The sequence below is a fragment of the Comamonas serinivorans genome, from assembly GCF_002158865.1.
In the GTDB taxonomy this organism is placed as follows: Bacteria; Pseudomonadota; Gammaproteobacteria; order Burkholderiales; family Burkholderiaceae_C; genus Comamonas_E; species Comamonas_E serinivorans.
In genome coordinates, this window is sequence record NZ_CP021455.1 from 4,286,794 (window position 1) to 4,304,522 (window position 17,729).

At 67.0% G+C, this 17,729-nt stretch carries 13 protein-coding genes, 2 tRNA genes and 1 pseudogene; 4 read left to right on the plus strand and 12 right to left on the minus strand.

The genetic code is table 11. The annotated features are described in order from the left end of the window. Nucleotides 1-84: 84 nt before the first annotated feature. Nucleotides 85-2,322, minus strand: coding sequence for an ATP-dependent DNA helicase RecG (gene recG / locus CCO03_RS18360; RefSeq protein ID WP_087283433.1), 2,238 nt, complete (start codon nucleotides 2,320-2,322; stop codon nucleotides 85-87). A 276-nt stretch (nucleotides 2,323-2,598) separates the two neighbouring features. Here recG and CCO03_RS18365 point away from each other — a divergent pair, with 276 nt between their 5' ends. Next, entirely contained in the window at nucleotides 2,599-3,129 is a 531-nt protein-coding gene (locus tag CCO03_RS18365) for a YiaA/YiaB family inner membrane protein (RefSeq protein ID WP_257789721.1), read from the plus strand. A gap of 592 nt (nucleotides 3,130-3,721) precedes the next feature. Here CCO03_RS18365 and CCO03_RS18370 read toward each other — a convergent pair. The 5 genes and pseudogenes from CCO03_RS18370 to queA all read right to left on the minus strand — a co-directional run bounded on the left by CCO03_RS18370 (nucleotide 3,722) and on the right by queA (nucleotide 11,006). Continuing rightward, entirely contained in the window at nucleotides 3,722-4,600 is an 879-nt protein-coding gene (locus CCO03_RS18370) for a YiiX/YebB-like N1pC/P60 family cysteine hydrolase (protein WP_087283435.1), read from the minus strand. A 355-nt stretch (nucleotides 4,601-4,955) separates the two neighbouring features. Next, nucleotides 4,956-6,149: a tRNA guanosine(34) transglycosylase Tgt gene (tgt, locus tag CCO03_RS18375; RefSeq protein ID WP_087284916.1), complete on the minus strand. Its 1,194-nt coding sequence runs from the start codon at nucleotides 6,147-6,149 to the stop codon at nucleotides 4,956-4,958. 370 nt (nucleotides 6,150-6,519) lie between these two features. Continuing rightward, a complete protein-coding gene (locus CCO03_RS18380; RefSeq protein WP_087283437.1) occupies nucleotides 6,520-8,010 on the minus strand; it encodes a PQQ-dependent sugar dehydrogenase in 1,491 nt (496 codons plus the stop codon). Nucleotides 8,011-8,444: 434 nt separating this feature from the next. Continuing rightward, nucleotides 8,445-9,764, minus strand: coding sequence for a methyltransferase domain-containing protein (locus CCO03_RS18385; RefSeq protein WP_087283439.1), 1,320 nt, complete (start codon nucleotides 9,762-9,764; stop codon nucleotides 8,445-8,447). A 172-nt stretch (nucleotides 9,765-9,936) separates the two neighbouring features. Next, a pseudogene (gene queA / locus CCO03_RS18390) lies at nucleotides 9,937-11,006 on the minus strand (tRNA preQ1(34) S-adenosylmethionine ribosyltransferase-isomerase QueA). A 194-nt stretch (nucleotides 11,007-11,200) separates the two neighbouring features. On the opposite strand from queA, the gene CCO03_RS18395 reads away from it, so the two are divergent. The 3 genes from CCO03_RS18395 (at nucleotide 11,201) to CCO03_RS18405 (ending at nucleotide 14,078) form a co-directional block, all read left to right on the plus strand. After that, on the plus strand, nucleotides 11,201-12,394 hold the full coding sequence (locus CCO03_RS18395; protein ID WP_087283441.1) for a phosphoglycerate kinase: 1,194 nt from the start codon (nucleotides 11,201-11,203) through the stop codon (nucleotides 12,392-12,394). A gap of 90 nt (nucleotides 12,395-12,484) precedes the next feature. Beyond that, a tRNA-Gly gene (locus CCO03_RS18400) sits at nucleotides 12,485-12,560 on the plus strand. Between the two features lie 540 nt (nucleotides 12,561-13,100). Next, nucleotides 13,101-14,078, plus strand: a complete 978-nt coding sequence (locus CCO03_RS18405; RefSeq protein WP_087283443.1) for a Bug family tripartite tricarboxylate transporter substrate binding protein — start codon at nucleotides 13,101-13,103, stop codon at nucleotides 14,076-14,078. 16 nt (nucleotides 14,079-14,094) lie between these two features. On the opposite strand, the gene CCO03_RS18410 is transcribed toward CCO03_RS18405, so the two are convergent. The 6 genes from CCO03_RS18410 to rpsK all read right to left on the minus strand — a co-directional run bounded on the left by CCO03_RS18410 (nucleotide 14,095) and on the right by rpsK (nucleotide 17,721). After that, nucleotides 14,095-14,694 (minus strand): LysE family translocator, encoded by a 600-nt coding sequence (locus CCO03_RS18410; RefSeq protein WP_087283445.1) that lies wholly within the window; start codon nucleotides 14,692-14,694, stop codon nucleotides 14,095-14,097. Between the two features lie 190 nt (nucleotides 14,695-14,884). Further along, a tRNA-Met gene (locus CCO03_RS18415) sits at nucleotides 14,885-14,961 on the minus strand. 22 nt (nucleotides 14,962-14,983) lie between these two features. Further along, nucleotides 14,984-15,376: a 50S ribosomal protein L17 gene (gene rplQ, locus CCO03_RS18420; RefSeq protein ID WP_087283447.1), complete on the minus strand. Its 393-nt coding sequence runs from the start codon at nucleotides 15,374-15,376 to the stop codon at nucleotides 14,984-14,986. A gap of 97 nt (nucleotides 15,377-15,473) precedes the next feature. Then, nucleotides 15,474-16,472, minus strand: a complete 999-nt coding sequence (locus tag CCO03_RS18425; RefSeq protein ID WP_087283449.1) for a DNA-directed RNA polymerase subunit alpha — start codon at nucleotides 16,470-16,472, stop codon at nucleotides 15,474-15,476. A 101-nt stretch (nucleotides 16,473-16,573) separates the two neighbouring features. Then, complete coding sequence (rpsD, locus tag CCO03_RS18430; protein WP_087283451.1) at nucleotides 16,574-17,197, minus strand: 30S ribosomal protein S4; 624 nt, start codon at nucleotides 17,195-17,197, stop codon at nucleotides 16,574-16,576. Nucleotides 17,198-17,319: 122 nt separating this feature from the next. Beyond that, complete coding sequence (gene rpsK / locus CCO03_RS18435; RefSeq protein ID WP_087283453.1) at nucleotides 17,320-17,721, minus strand: 30S ribosomal protein S11; 402 nt, start codon at nucleotides 17,719-17,721, stop codon at nucleotides 17,320-17,322. Between the last annotated feature and the right edge of the window lie 8 nt (nucleotides 17,722-17,729).

Here is a 17,729-nt window from a genome sequence, read left to right on the forward strand (position 1 = left end):
AGGGCCTGAAGCGGCCTGGGCGAATGTCTCCGTGGTCTCTCGCCAGACGCCTGGTCTTCCTTCGACCAGCAGCCCCTCCCCCGCTCACGCCTTCAGGTAATCGGCACGCCCGCCCAGCCACAGTGCGACCAGCGCCTGGGCCTGCTGCGGGTGCTCGCGCAGCATGGCGGCGGCGGTGTCCCGCGCCCAGTCGAGCAGGTGCTCATCCTGCGTCAGGTCGGCAAAGCGCAGCAGCGGCGCACCCGACTGCCGGGCGCCCAGGAACTCGCCCGGGCCGCGAATCTCCAGGTCGCGCCGCGCGATCTCGAAGCCATCGCTGGTCTCGGCCATGGCGCGCAGGCGCTCGCGCGCGGCTTCGCTCAAGCGCCCGCCTTCGGGCTGCGAATACAGCAGCACGCAGGCCGAGGCCGCCGCCCCCCGCCCCACGCGGCCGCGCAGCTGGTGCAGCTGCGACAGGCCGAAGCGCTCGGCATGCTCGATCACCATGAGGCTGGCATTGGGCACGTCCACGCCCACCTCGATGACCGTGGTGCTGACCAGCACGCCCATGTCGCCCGCCGTGAACTGCGCCATGACGGCTTTTTTCTCGGCCACCGGCAGGCGGGCGTGCAGCAGGCCCACGTTCACGCCGGGCAACACGGCCTGCAGCTCCTCGTGCGTTTCGGTGGCGTTGCGCAGGTCCAGCGCCTCGCTCTCTTCGACCAACGGGCACACCCAGTACACCTGCCGGCCCTGCGCCAGCTGGCCCTGGATGCGGGCGATCACCTCGTCGCGCCGGTAGTCGGCCACCAGCTTGGTGATCACCGGCGTGCGCCCGGGGGGCAGCGCGTCGATGGTGGACACGTCCAGGTCGGCATAGTGGGCCATGGCCAGGGTGCGCGGGATGGGCGTGGCGCTCATCATGAGCAGGTGCGGCTCCATCTGAGCAACCGCAGTATCAGCCTGTTCTCGATCTTCTTCAGACGCAGACCCCGCCATACCCCTCAATCGCAACCGCTGGGCCACGCCAAAGCGGTGCTGCTCGTCGACGATGGCCAGGCCCAGGCGCTGGAACACGACCTGCTGCTGGATGACGGCGTGCGTGCCCACCACGAGCGCGGCCTCGCCGCTGGCGATCTGCGCCAACGCGGCCTCGCGCTCTTTTTTCTTCTGGCTGCCGGTCAGCCAGGCGACGCACTGGCCGCGCGGCGCCAGCAGCGGCGTAAGCCAGTCCACCAACTTGGCGAAGTGCTGCTCGGCCAGGATTTCGGTGGGCGCCATGAGCACGCACTGCCAGCCCGCCTGCATGGCCACGGCGGCGGCCAGCGCCGCGACCACGGTTTTGCCGGCGCCCACGTCGCCCTGCAGCAGCCGGTGCATGGGCACGGGCTTGGCCAGGTCGGCGGCGATCTCGGCCGTCACCCGCACCTGCGCGGGCGTCAGCGACCAGGGCAGGCTGGCGGCCAGCTGATCCTGCAGGCCGCCGGGCTCGGTCGGCAGGCCGGGTGCGCGCTGCGCCTGCCGGCCCGCCCGCGCCAGCTGCTGGGACAGCTGCTGCGCCAGCAGCTCCTCGGCCTTGAGGCGCTGCCAGGCCGGGTGGCTGTGGTCTTCGAGGGCGGCCAGGGGCACGTCGGGCGCCGGATGGTGCAGGAACAGCAGCGCATCCACCATGCGCCAGGGTGGCTGTGGGCTCATGGCCGACAGCAGGCGGGCGGGCACCAGCTCGGGCCAGCTGAAGCGCAGCAGGGCCTGGTCCACGGCCTTGCGCAGCACCGGCTGCGCCAGACCGGCCACCGTGGGGTAGACCGGCGTGAGCGCCGCCGACAGCGCGCCGCCGGCTGCCTTGACGTGGGGGTGCATCAGGGTCCAGCCCAGGAAGCCGCCGCGCACCTCGCCGCGGATGCGCAGGCGCTGGCCCTCGGCCATCTGCTTTTGCTGCGAGGGGTAGAAGTTGAAAAAGCGCAGCTGCGCCTCGGCGTCCCCGTCTTGCACGCGCACCAGCAGTTGCTTGCGTGGTCGCCAGTTGACCTGTTGCTCGACCACCGTGGCCTCGAACTGCACGGTGTCGCCCTCGCGGGCCTGGGCCAGGGGCGTGAGCCGGGTTTCGTCCTCGTAGCGCAGCGGCAGGTGCAGCGCCAGGTCCACGTCGCGCGTCAGACCCAGCTTGGCCAGGCCGCGCGCCACGGCGGTCTGGGCCGTGGCCGGTTTGGGCGCGGAGCCTGGCTTCGCCCCAGCACCCGGCTGGCCCGCCTGGTCCGACTTTCCCGCCGCGCCAGACGCGGCCGGTGCGGGCTGGGTCGGTGCGGAAGCGGGGGTCCGAGCAGCAGAGCGAGGGCGTGGCATCCCGGCGATTGTCCCATCCCGCCACACCCCTGCTCGGCTACCCCCACAGCCTCGGCCCCAACCGCCGCCCAGCCGCCGTCCACCCGCGGCTCGGCCGCCACCGCGCTCTGCGGCGAATCGGACTGGCCTCGCCAACAGCTCGCGCCCCGCCCATGACGCGCCCAAAGTAGCGTCAAACGATGCCCAAGCTTGCGCCGCACGACACCCAGCACGCCAGCCCTGGCGCGGGCGCCGGTGCGGCCGCACAGTCGCGCCATGTCCTCTTCAACGAAAGCGATGACAGCCATGCAACCCCTCATCCGCCGCGACACATCGGCCTGGCAAGGCCAGGTCTGGGCCTCGTTCGGTGCCGCCCTGCTGCTGTGCACCATCGGGCTGTGGAACCTACCGGGCCAGAACATGGACCGCGCCTTCATGGTGCTGGGCTACTTCTTCTGCCTGAGCTCGGGCTTTGTGCTGGCCAAGTTCATCCGCGATGCCGAAGCGGCGAAATTCGACGGGCGCGAGGCCGACACGCCGCTGTTCCTCATGGTGGTCTGGGGCGGGTTCGGCGGCGCCATGCTGCTGACGGCCTGGGGCCTGTACCGCATGAACCTCGACATCACCTACAAGGGCTACCTGGGCGTGTGCTGGCTGTACCTGATCAGCTGCACCTTCACGCTGGCCAAGATGCTGCGCGACCGCCACGAAGCCGACCTGGCCGAGGCACGCGCCCTGGGCACGGTGTCCATCCGCCGCGACAGCCGCGCCACGGCCGGCACCAGCACCGACGGCGACCGCCCCGAAGCCACCGCCCGCAACGGCTGACCCACACCCGGGGAGTGCCCGCCCGATGTGGCGAGCCCCCCACCCCGAATGGGCCCGCGCAATGTCGGCTGGCGCCGCATTGCCCAAGGGCTTGAGTCCCCCGCGCACCTGCAGCGCACCCAGACCGGGCACCTACCCGGTCTGGACTTTCATGAAGTATGCGGCCACTGTCGTGTTTGAGAAAACGACATTTCACTCATACTGCGCACTCACACCACCACTTGAGGCGACCCGCCCGTCTACGCGCACGCCGCACCCGTTGAACAAGCCGGCGATCACGTTGGGGGAGCTGCGAGAAACGCCGCGCGCGGCCGGCGCCGGTCGACACACGCCAGCATGCAAGGCCTGACGGGTCGGGGAACAGGTGCGTGCCCAGGTGTTCCCCCTCACCCAGCTGCACGCCCATCTGAGCAGCAACCCACGCCAAGGCGGCGGGCTGGGAGGTCGTCGAGGTGCACGCCACCACGACAAGCTGCGCCCCGTGCATGCACGCCTCAACCGTCGATCACCAGCGCGTCACGGCGGACACCGCAACACCGCAACAGCGAGGGGCACGCCGCGATGCCGCGCAACCGCAGGGCGCAGGCCGGCCTCACTGGCCCGACATCGCCTGCACGCTGTCGGCGTCGCGCCCTGGCCCGGTTTCGTCGGGCAGCTTCAGGTGGCCCACGTAGCGCAGGGCCTGGTGCGTGCGCACCGAGGGCACGTCGCCTTCGCGCATGTGCAGCAGGTCGACCGGCGTGGCCAGGCGCGGGTCGGCATCGGTCAGGGGCAAGCCGGCACGCCGGTAGGCCTCGAGCACCAGCTGCGAACAGAAAAAGCGGTCGCTGGGCCCCACCCCGAGCTGGATCAGCGCGATGCCGCGCAGGCAGAAATCGCGCACCGGGCCGGGCAGCACGGGCAGCTCGCACAGGCGGCGCTCCAGCGTGAACGGCGCCTGCAGCACGATGCCGGTCAGGTTGTAGGGCTGGCCCACCTGGTCCTGCGCAAACGCGGTCAACGCGGGCAGGTGATCGGGGCGCATGCCCGGATGGCGGAAGGCCACCACGGCGCTGGCTTCGTCCACGAACACATCGAGCGGCACCTCGCGCACGCCGCTGCCCACGGCATCGATGACGCGGCCCTCGCCCAGGTACAAGGCCGCATGGCTGACCGGCGACAGCGTGGACACGCGGATGCTGACGGCGTTGAGGCCGGAGCCGGCCGACAGCAGGATGTCGCCCGCCTGCAGGTCTTCAACGCGCGCCTCGCGCCCACCGTTGTCGGGCGTGAGCGCCTTGTTCTGCACCACCAGCCGGGGCAGGCCCTGCTCGCCCCCCTGCCATTGCGTGGCGCATCCGCTCAGCATCAGCAACGAGGCCACCAGCGGCCAGAGCGCGCGGGGCGCCCTGCGCCCTGGACCGGCACGCCGCGGGCGGTCAGGCCGGGGCTGAGCGGGCTCAGGCTGCAGGCGCGAGTCGCCCGGGCTCATGGCAGACACCTCGGCAGTATGCACTCAACGCCATTTTTCAAAGAACGGTTGTCCATGGTTACTCCCTGCATGTTGTGCGCCCCGGCTCGCCCATGGGGACCGCGAAATTCCGCGCACCCATGCGGCATGCCGGCCGCGTGGCCCGCAGCGCAGCGTCTTGGGGCCGACCGCCTGGGTCCGAGTGCCTGACGGTCCCCCGCTCTCGCCGGCACCGTGAAGTCGGCAACGCGACGCGGTCCCCTTGCCCCTTGCCGCTTGTTCCCGGGCACTTGGCCATGGCGCACCGTGGCCGACACACCACGCCGCGGTGACCCCCCGCGACCTCCGCGCTGGATCGCGGCCCGCGCCATGCGCCTCACACGCCGCGCGCGCGGTCTTGCTGGAAACGCAGCCGGAATTGCGCGAAGGTGCCGGCGTCCAGGGCATCGCGGATCTCCTGCATCAGGTTCAGGTAGTAATGCAGGTTGTGGATGGTGGTGAGCATGGGGCCGAGCATCTCGCCACAGCGGTCCAGGTGGTGCAGGTAGGCGCGCGAAAAGCCGGCGCGGCCGCCCTGGTCCCAGCTCAACCCTGCGCCATCAGCGCCTGGGCTGCCCGCGCAGGCGTAGCAGCTGCAGGTGGTGTCGATGGGCTGGTGGTCGGTCTTGTGGCGCGCGTTGCGGATCTTGAGGTCCCCATACCGCGTGAAGATGGTGCCGTTGCGCGCGTTGCGCGTGGGCATCACGCAGTCGAACATGTCCACCCCTTCGGCCACGCCCTGCACCAGGTCTTCGGGCGTGCCCACGCCCATCAGGTAGCGCGGCTTGTGGGCCGGCAGGCGATGCGGCGTGTGGGCCATGATGTCCAGCATCTCGTCCTTGGGTTCGCCCACGCTGACGCCGCCCACGGCATAGCCCGGAAAGTCCATCTCGACCAGGGCTTCGAGCGACTCCTGGCGCAGGTGCTTGAACATGCCGCCCTGCACGATGCCGAACAGCGCGTTGGGGTTGCCCAGGCGCTCGAATTCGGCCTGGGAGCGCAGCGCCCAGCGGCGGCTCATCTCCATGGACTGGCGCGCCTCGGCCTCGGTGGTGTTGTGGCCGTTGGTCTCGTAGGGCGTGCATTCGTCCAGTTGCATGACGATGTCCGAGTTCAGGATGGTCTGGATCTGCATGCTGACCTCGGGCGACATGAACAGCTTGTCGCCGTTCACCGGGCTCTGGAAATGCACGCCCTCTTCGGTGATCTTGCGCATCGCGCCCAGGCTCCAGACCTGGAAGCCGCCCGAATCGGTGAGGATGGGCTTGTCCCACTGCTCGAACCCGTGCAGCCCGCCAAAGCTTTGCATGACGTCCAGGCCCGGGCGCATCCACAGGTGGAAGGTGTTGCCCAGGATGATCTGCGCGCCCATGTCGTGCAGGCTGCGCGGCATCACGCCTTTGACGGTGCCGTAGGTGCCCACGGGCATGAAGATGGGGGTCTGCACCACGCCATGGTTGAGCGTGAGGCGGCCACGGCGCGCGTGGCTGGCAGGGTCGGTGGCAAGCAGGTCGAACGTGAGGGCGGGCATGGCGGGTGCGGCGTCCATCGCGGGCGGTGAACGCAGGGCGTGCAAAGCCGCCATTGTCGCAAGAGTGCCGCCGGCACCGGCTTGGCACCGGACTTGGTCGCCTGCTCAGCGTGCGGCGGCATGGGCCGCGCTGCCCATGTCGAACGGCATGCCGAATGGCGTGCCCAACGCTTGACGGCGCAGACCATCCCTTCGCGGGTGAACGCAGCGGCAGCACGCCATCGATGGCGGCGCGGCCGGCTCAGCACAGCGGACCTGCATCGGCCTTCTGCATGCGAACCGCGTCCCGTCCTTGTCGGACATCACCGCACTCAACCACAGTACGAGCAGAAATTCGATATCAACGAATCAGCCATTGCACCATACTGCCTCATTTCTTCAACGTCCCGTCTTCACGCATCAGCATCAGCAGGCTGCGGTTGAAGTCTTCCACCACCAGCAACCGGCCCGCCTGGTCGAGTGCCAGGCCTGTGGGGCGGCCGCGTGGCCGCAGGCTTTTCCCATCCGGGTTCTTGCGGGCCGACCAGCCGCTGAGCCAGTCAATGGGCGCGCCGCTCGGCAGGCCTCGCGCATCGCGCGCCAGGCCCACCACGCGCTGACCGCCGGCGCCCGGGCCATGCCAGGCGGCCAGCAGCTGGCCCTGGAACGGGCTGTTCGCGGGCGTGGCCAACAGCTGCACGGGCGCGACGTGGGCCGGCCACAGCAGATGCGGCGCCTGCGTGGTGCTGCAGTCCACGCGCTGCTCGTAGCCGCGCGCGGGCTGGCGGTTGCCGATGCAATAGGGCCAGCCATAGTCGCCGCCCTCCTGCAGGCGGTTCAGCTCTTCAGGCGGGTGGTTCGCGTCGGTGTAGTCGATGCCGTTTTCGCCCTGCCAGACGCTGCCGGCGGCCGGGCCATCGGGCAGCACAGCCAAGGCCATGGAGTTGCGCAGGCCCTGGGCAAAGGGCTCGAAACGCTGCACGGCAGCTGGACCGGTCTTGCCCTCGGCCAGGGTCAGGCGCCACACGGCGGCACGGGGTTTGCCGCCCACGGCACGGCGGTCGGGACAGGGCATGGGCAGCTTCTGGTCGTCGCCGCGGCAGGCATCGGTGCTGGAGCCGAGGTTCACGTAGAGCTGGCCATCGGGCGCCACGGCCAGCTCCTTGAGCGGGTGCGCGCCGTCGCTGGGCAGCGGGTCCAGCAGCACCTCGGGCACAGGCGGCTGGCCCAGCGCCGGCACGGCCGTGCGCCAGATGCGCCCGGCTTCGCCGACGTAGATCCGCCCATCGCGGCCACGCACCAGGCCCGACGGGCGGTCCAGGCGGTCCAGCAGCACCTTGGCCTCGACGCGCTTGGCCGTGGTCGACGCGTTGGCGGGCAAGGCCGCGTCGGGCGGCAGGCGCAGCTCGATCAGCTGCCCTTTGCCGGGCAGCCAGCTGCCCATGTCCAGCACCCAGAGGCGCCCGGGCGAGACCTCGAGCACGCGGCGCGGAAAGCGCAGGCCGTGGGCCTCGTCGGCCACCAGCGCGACGCAGGTGCCGGCCGGGCTGGTGATGGCCAGGCGCGGGTAGGGGCCGCAGCTGCCGATGCTGCTGTAGTCCCGCGCCTGCACCGGCGCGCTGGCGGCGAGCAAGGCCCCCAGGGCCAGCGCCCCGCGGCGCAGCGCGGTGCGCCAACCGCGCACGTTCAGACCGGCAGCAACATCCTGCTGCGGATCAACCAGACCACCGGCGTCGTCACTACCGTGGGTGCTGTGGCCGATCTGCCCGCTGTGCGGCGACCGCCGAACGCGATCGCGGCGCTGTGTGACGCCCTGGGCGCGGGTGGTGACGGGGGCTGCAGCGCGGGCGTGCAGGTCGGCGGAAGAACAGGTGCTGGGCATGGGCCGCATGGTGCCATGCCGGCGGGGCCCGGCCAGGCAGGGCCAGGGAAGGCCTGCCAAGGCTTGGCGAGACAGGTTGCGGGCGGCCCCTGCCTGACCGCGGTCATCCGCGCCGCAAACACGCAACAGCCTGGGTTGGCCCAGCGGCTGGTTGCGTTGCCGGTGCGGGGGCATCGCGCTGAGTGCGATGCCGCGGGTTCGCGATGCGGACAGCGGTGGACGCGCACCACGCCCAGAGCCTACGCGTTGCTCATGGCTCGGCCGGCTCAGCATGACAAAGGGGTATGACTCCATTTCCGTTCAGTGACGAACGAGAATTCAGTCATACCCCTTGAAGACATGCAGGTCACCCAGCCTGACGAGCAGGTCACGCCGGTCCTGGCGCACATCGCGTGCGCTCCGCTGTGCGGCTGCGCGTGCGGGCGAATCCGCGGTCAGACCACGGCTTTGCGCGCCACCACCAGGAAGCCCTTTTGCGGCTCGCCGCCTTCCATGCGCAGCTTGGGCATGGCTTCGATGTGCACGTAGGCAAAACCAGCGTCCTGGCACAGTTGCTCGACCTTCGATTGCTTGTGCGCATAGCGGCCCGAGGGGCGCAGCACCAGGTCGGCCTCGTCTTCACCAGCCACCTCGCACGAGAAGATGAAATGGCCACCGGGTTTGAGCACCCGCAGCGCGTTCGGCACCACGGTGGTCAGGTCACCGACGTAGATCAGCGCATCCAGGCAGGTGATGGCCTCGTAGGTGTCCGACGGCGTTTCGCGCAGGGCATCGACCAGGTTGACGGTGTGGAAGCGCGAATAGATGTTGTGCTTGGCCGCCTGGCGAATCATTTCCGTCGACAGGTCGACGCCGATGATGTGCCCCTGGATGCGGCGCAGGTACAGGCCCAGCAGCCCGGTGCCGCAACCCAGGTCCAGCAGGTTGAACTTGCGGTCAGGGTGCAGGTCGACGAGCATCTGCGCCACTTTTTCGGGCAGCTTGTACTGCAGGCCTTGCACCAGGGTGTGGTCGAACTGGCCCGCCATCTCGTCGAACAGGTGGGCCACCAGCTGCTTGGGCTGGCTGCTGGGCACCACCCCGTGCGCCTGGGCATGCCAGAACTGGATGGTCTCGTCGTTCGGCATCAGCTCGAGCAGCGTGTCGGCATCGGCCTGGGCCTGGGCGGTGTCCTTGCGCCCGAAGGCGACGGACAGGCGCCCCAGCAGCCCGTTCACGTCATGGGGGTTGGCCTCCAGCATGGGGCCATAGATCGCCATGGCCTCGTCCCACTGCTGGCGGTGCACGTACTTGTTGGCCAGCGCGTACTTCAGGTCCGCACGCTGCGGCTGCAGCTCGGCCGCCTTGGCCGCCCACACCACGGTTTCATCGGCGTTGCAGCGTTCGGCCACCTGGGCGGCACTCAGCATCACCTGGAAGTTCTCGGGCTCGAGCCGCGCCGCCTTGCGCGCCAAGGTCATGGCCTCTTCGGCCTGGTGGGACTGGCTCAGCATCTGGGCCAGCTCGATCATGGGCACGTGCCAGGTGGGCTCCATCTGCAGCGCCTGCCGCGCCGACTTGATGGCCATGGGCAGGTTGCCGGCCTTCTGGGCCAGGCGCATGCCCATGAGCAGCACGCGCGCGTCGGCGGGGCGCTCGGCACGGGCCAGGTTCAACGACGTGGCGGCCTTGCGCAACTGGTCCTTGTCGATCATGCGACCAATGGCCTGCAACTCCTGCGTGAAGGCGTCTTGGGGAATCTTGAACGTGCTCATGACTTCTCAACAAGCACCTGGAGGCGGTGCTGGACTGCGTGACAAAACCCGGCCACCGTGCAGCCAGGGAACCCGGGATTATCCCGCATCGTCAGGCGGCAGCTGTCCGCCAGAGCGGCCAGCAACGCCAGTCGGGGACACGGCTTGGCCGCCAGCGGCCATGGGCGCCACCTCAAGCGCCGGGCTGGGCCCGTGCCAGCAGCATGGCATCGCCATAGCTGAAAAAGCGGTAACGCTCTGCAATGGCGTGGCGGTAGATGGCCTGGATGCGCTCGTAACCTGCGAACGCACTGACCAGCATCATCAGGGTGCTCTTGGGCAGGTGGTAGTTGGTGATGAGCAGGTCAACCCGCTGAAAGGCAAAGCCCGGTGTGATGAAAATGGTGGTGTCGCCCTGCGCGCGGCCCGATTGCGCCCAGGACTCGAGCGTGCGCACGCTGGTCGTGCCCACAGCCACCACGCGGCCGCCCCGCGCGCGGCATTCGGCGATGGCCGCTTGCGTGGCCACGGGCACGTCGTACCACTCGCTGTGCATCTGGTGCTCGGCGATGTTTTCGGATTTGACCGGGGCAAACGTGCCGGCGCCCACGTGCAGCGTCACCGTGGCGCGCTGCACGCCCATGGCCTGCAGGCGATCCAGCAGGGCCTGGTCGAAATGCAGCGAGGCGGTGGGCGCGGCCACCGCTCCGGGGTTGCGCGCGAACACCGTCTGGTAGCGCTGCAGGTCTTCGTCGGCGTCCAAGGCATCGCCACCGGTTGGCCGGGTGATGTAGGGCGGCAAGGGGATGTGGCCGTGCGCCGCCAGCAAGGCATGGGGCTCGGCGGGAAACTGGAGGTGGAACAGCGCGCCATCGGCATCGGGCCAGCGCCCCAGCAGGCGGGCGTCGAACCCGCCCCGGTCGGCGCCGCCGGCGAGGTGCAGCGTGGCCCCCACCGGGGGCTTTTTGCTCACCTTCATGTGGGCCACCACCTGGTGGCCCGGCAGCACCCGCTCAACCAGGATTTCCAGCTTGCCGCCCGAGGCCTTTTCACCGTGCACACGGGCCTTGATGACCTGCGTGTCGTTGAGCACCAGCAGGTCGCCGGGCGCCAGCAGCGCGGGCAGGTCGGCAAAGATGCGGTCCTGCAGCGCCTCCTCGCGGCCGTCGAGCAGGCGGGAGGCCGTGCGCTCGGGCGCGGGGTGCTGGGCAATCAGTTCGGGGGAAGGTGAAAATCGAAATCGCTGAGGCTGAACGTGCGCATGAGGTGTGGGGCTGAACAGGCCCGCCATTGACAACACAAAGGCGCGGATTGTCCACCCTGCGACGCCGGTCCGCGCACGAGGCGGTCTGCGGTGCGCGCCGAACGCGTGTCTGCGACCCGGCACGGTGACAGCTCACGCGGACCAGTCTGCGAAAATGGCGGGTTTGTCCCATCCCTTACCCCCATTGCCTGCCATGAACGTCATCCGTTTTTCCGACCTGTGTGCCCAGGGCCAAGCCCAAGCCAAGCGCGTGTTCATCCGCGCCGACCTGAACGTGCCGCTGTCGGACGACGGCCAGATCACCGAAGACACGCGCGTGCGGGCCTCGGTGCCCTGCATTCAGCTGGCGCTCGACGCAGGCGCTGCCGTGATGGTGACCAGCCACCTCGGGCGCCCCACCGAAGGCGAGTTCAAGCCCGAAGACTCGCTCGCGCCGGTGGCGCGGCGGCTGTCCGAGCTGCTGGGCCGCGAGGTCAAGCTCATCGCCAACTGGGTCGATGGCGTGCCGGTGCAGCCCGGCGAGGTGGTGCTGTTGGAAAACTGCCGCGTGAACAAGGGTGAAAAGAAAAACAACGAAGACCTGGCCCGGAAGATGGCAGCCTTGTGCGACATCTATGTGAACGACGCCTTCGGCACCGCCCACCGCGCGGAAGCCACCACCTACGGCATTGCGCAGTTCGCCCCCGTGGCCGCCGCCGGCCCGCTGCTGGCGGCCGAGCTGGACGCCCTGCAACAAGCCCTCACCAGTCCCAAGCGTCCCCTGGTCGCCATCGTGGCGGGCTCCAAGGTGTCGACCAAGCTGACCATCCTGCAGAGCCTGGCCGACAAGGTGGACCAGCTCATCGTGGGCGGCGGCATCGCCAACACCTTCATGCTGGCTGCGGGGCTGCCCATTGGCAACAGCCTGGCCGAAGCCGACCTGGTGAACGACGCCAAGGCCGTGATCGACGCCATGGCCCAGCGCGGCGCGGCCGTGCCCATTCCCACGGACGTGGTGGTCGCCAAACAATTCAAGGCCGACGCCCCGGCAACCGTCAAGGCAGCCAGCGATGTGGCGGCCGACGACCTGATCCTGGACATTGGCCCGCAAACCGCCGCCAAGCTGGCCGAGATGCTCAAGTCCGCGGGCACCATCGTCTGGAATGGTCCTGTGGGGGTGTTCGAGATGGACGCTTTTGCCCGCGGCACGGAAACCATCGCACGCGCGATTGCCGCCTCGCCGGCCTTCAGCATCGCGGGCGGTGGCGACACCCTGGCCGCGATCGCCAAATACGGCATCGAACAGGACGTGGGCTACATCTCGACCGGCGGTGGCGCCTTCCTCGAGGTGCTGGAGGGCAAAACGCTGCCCGCGTTCGAAATTCTGGCCAAGCGTGCGGCGGGTTGATTTTTTCGGGTATACTCACGCCTTCGATTTAACGGTGACGAGGGCCTTGCCATACTGGCATTGGCAACACTCAAGGGCCTCGTCCACCATGCGGGAATAGCTCAGTTGGTAGAGCGCAACCTTGCCAAGGTTGAGGTCGCGAGTTCGAGCCTCGTTTCCCGCTCCACATGGCAGTCGCCGGCACCTGACCGGCGGCCAAAAAGCGAGGTTTTCACCTCGCTTTTTTCTTGCCCGGCGGGCCTCCTCCACCTGCCTGATGCGCGTGCACCAGCGGGGCATGACAGTGCCCAGACCTGTCAGTTCCTCTGCACCGGTCATGCCTGCGTGGCCAGACGACTGCGGGATGACAGGTCACGTGGCCATCGGCGATGAATTGACTGATATCAGGCAGTATGGGCGCATCGTCGATGATGATGCATCGACAAACCACCATTACCCCCTGAATTCGACATGCAAACCGCCATCCCGGGTTTGGCCGCGTCCGGCATCGGCTCGTCACACAGCCATGCCTACAGGCGGCAATGAGCACGGTGCCAGCAAGGAAGGTCTGCGCCACACATGCCTTCTGCGCAGCTCCACGCCACCCGCCATCCCGAGCCCCAACGCAACCGATCACCAGCCCGGCCCCCCGGACAACTGAGCGACACCCCGCCGCTGTCCGCTCTCTGAACATGTTGGCCTCACCCAACAGCCATTCGGAGACTTCATGCGTTTCGTTCACGCGTTGACACACGGCCTGCTCAGCCTTGGCCTGATCGGCACGGCCCTGGGCGCCGCTGCGGCGGACTACCCCAGCAAATCCATCACCCTCATCGTGCCGTACGCGCCGGGCGGGGTGACGGACGGGCTGTCCCGCCAGGTCGCTCAATTCCTGAGCAAAGAACTCAAGCAAGCCGTGCCCGTGGACAACCGCCCCGGCGGCAGCGCCACGATCGGCGGCCGGCTGCTCGCCACGGCCAAGCCAGACGGCTACACCATCGGCGTCTTCGATGCCACTGGCATCACCGTCACGCCACAGCTGTACAGCCACCCGCCCTACGACTCGCTGAAAGCCTTTCAGCCCGTGACGCGGCTGGGCAACAACTACCAGATCATCGTGGCCCACCCTGCCGCGCCGGTGAACACCCTGGCCGAGTTGATCAGCCACGCGCAAAAGCACCCGGACACGCCGATCGCCACGCCGGGCGCCGTGGGCATCAACATCATCGAGTTCGCCCGCCTGGGGCAAGTGGCCAACTTCAAGATGACCAACGTGGGCTACAACGGCAGCGCCCCGCTGCTGCAGGACGTGATGGCCGGCCAGATCCAGTTCGCCTTCCTCGACGTCGCGAGTGCCATGAACTACGTCAAAAGCGGCAAGGTCAAAGCCATTGCCGTGACCTCCAAGAAGCGCCTCGATCTGCTGCCCCAGGTGCCGACCGTGGCCGAATCGGGCTACCCCGACTACGAAGCCGTGGCCTGGTTTGGCGTGCTGGTGCCGGCTGCCACCCCCAAGGCCGCCGTGGCTCGCCTGGATGCGGCGCTGCAGGCCTTTGGGCGCAGCAAGGAGTACGCCGACTGGGCACGCGAGCGTTCATTCGTCCCGGCGGTGTCCAGCGATCCCGACGCCTTTGCGCAAAGCCTGCGCGGCGAAATCGAGCGTTACACCCGCGTGGGCCGGCAGCTCAACCTTCAAATCAACTGAGTCCGGGGCTGGCCCTTCAACGGAACAGGCCGTTGAAGCTCAGCCAGCCCGAGAATCCGAACAGCACCATCGCCGAAAAGCGCTTGAACCGCGCCGGCGTCAGCCACCGCAGCCGGCCTCCCATCAAGGCCGCGCCGAACACGATCCACAAGGTGCCGATGGCGGCCACGGACACGATGAAGCTGCTCAGGACAGCCGCATAACTGCCCCCGTCCCCCCAGGTTGCGAGGGGAAACACCGCCAGCGCGAAGATGGCCGCCTTGGGGTTGAGCAAGGTCGCGAGAAACAACTGGCGCCCACCGATGGCGGGCGCTTGAGCGGCATGCGGTTTCACCATGGCGCCGCGCAACAAATCCAGTCCGAGCTTGGCGATGTAGATGGCGCTGATCAACTTGATCACATTCAGCAGCATCGGATGATCCACCAGCTGTTGCCGCAGCAACACACCCCAGAGGGTGGTGGCCAGGAAGTAGCCCAGGCACTCCATGGGAATCAGGGATCGCGCAGAGCGCCAGCCCGACGTCGCACCCGAGGCCGCCAACAAGGTGTTGGTGGGCCCGGGCGTGAGCAAAATGGTGATCACCATCACCAGAAACGACCAATCAGCAATGTGCATGCAGTGGAGGCCGATGACCGGGCGTCACCCTTGTGGCCGCTGTGAAAAACGGGTTAAGCATACCCGAGCCGCGTGACCACCGAGGGTTTGCCCGTAAAGCCATGGCATTCGGACCTTGACTCAGATTCGAGCGGGCAAAAAAAAGCCCACACAGGGTGGGCTTTTGAATCAAGAACTCGCTTAGAAAACTTGGTTGCGCGAGAAGGATTTGAACCTCCGACCTTTGGGTTATGAGCCCAACGAGCTACCAGACTGCTCCATCGCGCGGTAAGCTGTTAGTGTACCACAGTTATTCTGCGGCTGCACCATCTTCCGAAGAAATTTCAGGACGATCCACCAATTCGACGAGCGCCATGGGGGCGTTGTCGCCCACGCGGAAGCCCATCTTCAGGATGCGCGTGTAGCCACCGGGACGCGTCTGGTAGCGCGGGCCCAGTTCGTTGAACAACTTGACCACCATGTCGCGATCACGCAGGCGGTCAAACGCCAGGCGCTTGTTGGCCAGCGTCGGCTGCTTGGCCAGGGTGATCATGGGTTCGACCACGCGGCGCAATTCCTTGGCCTTGGGCACCGTGGTCTTGATGACTTCATGCTGCAGCAGCGAATTCATCATGTTGCGCAGCATTGCCTGACGATGGGCGCTGGTGCGATTGAGTTTACGCAAACCGTGTCCGTGACGCATGTTGCTTTCCTTTCTTCCTTATTAATGGCGGGGCCGGATCAGGTACCTCGCCTGCACATGAAAAACCGACGATTCTAGCGCGCCGGCTCCGTGAATGTCAGCGCTTGTCCAAACCAGCCGGCGGCCAGTTCTCGAGCTTCATGCCCAGCGTCAAGCCGCGCGAAGCCAGCACTTCCTTGATTTCGTTCAACGACTTGCGACCCAGGTTTGGGGTTTTCAGCAACTCGTTCTCGGTGCGCTGAATCAGGTCACCGATGTAGTAGATGTTCTCGGCCTTGAGGCAGTTGGCCGAGCGAACAGTGAGTTCCAGCTCGTCCACGGGACGCAACAGGATCGGATCGAAACGTTCCGAGCTTGCGCGCTGACCGCCGTTGCCCGGCTTGAACGGATCCAGCTCGTGGCCTTCCAGCTGGGCAAACACAGCCAGTTGTTCCACCAGAATCTTGGCCGATGCACGCACGGCATCTTCCGCATTGATCGAGCCATTGGTTTCGATCTCAAGCACCAGCTTGTCGAGGTCGGTGCGCTGCTCGACGCGTGCACTCTCCACCTTGTAGCTCACGCGCTTGATGGGCGAGAACGAGGCGTCCAGCACGATGCGGCCGATCGATTTGCTGGGTTCATCCGCAAAACGGCGCAGGTTGCCTGGCACATAGCCCAGGCCCTTCTCCACCTTGATCTGCATGTCCAGCTTGCCGCCCTGCGACAAATTGGCAATCACGTGCTCAGGGTTGATGATTTCAACGTCGTGCGGGGTCTGAATGTCAGCCGCCGTCACCACGCCTTCACCGTCCTTGCGCAGGCTGACGGTGACCTCGTCGCGGTTGTGCAACTTGAACACCACGCCCTTGAGGTTCAACAAGATGTTGACGACGTCTTCTTGAACGCCATCGATGGAAGAGTACTCGTGCAAAACACCTGCAATCGTGACCTCAGTTGGCGCATACCCCACCAAGGACGACAACAACACGCGACGCAACGCATTGCCCAACGTGTGACCGAAACCCCGCTCGAACGGCTCCAGAGTCACTTCAGCCCGGTTCGGGCTCACTTGCTCTACATTGATTGACTTGGGCTTGAGCAAATTTGTCTGCATGAAAACGTCCTATCAATACCCCCGGCTCGTTACACCGGTAAGGCTGAAAAGGCACGCTGCAGCCTGAGCCACAGCGTGCCGACGAAAACCATTCGCGTGGATTAACGCGAATACAGTTCGACGATCAGGGATTCGTTGATGTCCGCAGCGAATTCGTCACGATCAGGAGCCTTCTTGAAGGTACCTTCGACCTTCTCGATGCTCACTTCCACCCAGGCCGGCATGCCCACTTGCTGAGCCAGTTGCAGCGCTTCCTGAACGCGCACTTGCTTGCGCGACTTTTCACGGATGGCGATCACGTCACCGGCCTTGACCTGGTACGACGGGATGTTCACTTGTTGGCCATTCACCGTCACCGTCTTGTGCGACACCAGCTGGCGAGCCTCGGCACGCGTGGAGCCAAAGCCCATGCGGTACACCACGTTGTCGAGACGCGATTCCAGCAGGCTCAGCAAGTTGGCGCCGGTGTTGCCGCGGCGGCGATCTGCTTCTGCGAAATAGCGGCGGAATTGCTTCTCCAGCACGCCGTACATGCGCTTGACCTTTTGCTTTTCGCGCAACTGCAGACCGTAGTCGGACGTGCGGGCACCCGAGGTGCGCCCGTGCTGACCTGGCTTGGTGTCGAAACGGGCTTTGTCGCTGATCGAGCGACGTGCGCTCTTCAGGAACAGGTCGGTGCCTTCGCGGCGGGAGAGTTTTGCCTTGGGGCCGAGGTAGCGTGCCACTTGGAATCCTTCAATGAACTGCCGTCAGGGGAAACCCAACGGGAGCCAGCTGCCTCAAGCAGCTGGCGGTGGTCTTAGGGTGCACAAGCCGAGCGCCATGCGCCGAGCTTGCAACAAATCGATCAGATGCGGCGGCGCTTCTGAGGGCGGCAGCCGTTGTGCGGAACGGGCGTGACATCGGAAATCGACGTGATGCGAATGCCCAGTGCAGCCAATGCGCGCACCGAGGATTCACGACCAGGACCGGGACCCTTGATTTCGACGTCCAGGTTTTTGATGCCCTGTTCCATCGCGCCACGGCCAGCCACTTCCGAAGCGACCTGAGCTGCGAAAGGCGTCGACTTGCGCGAACCCTTGAAGCCCTGACCACCCGACGAAGCCCAAGCAAGGGCGTTGCCTTGGCGATCGGTGATCGTGATGATGGTGTTGTTGAACGACGCGTGCACGTGCGCGATGCCGTCCGAAATGTTCTTGCGAACCTTTTTGCGCACGCGCTGAGCGGCGTTGTTAGGAGCTTTGGCCATGACGAACC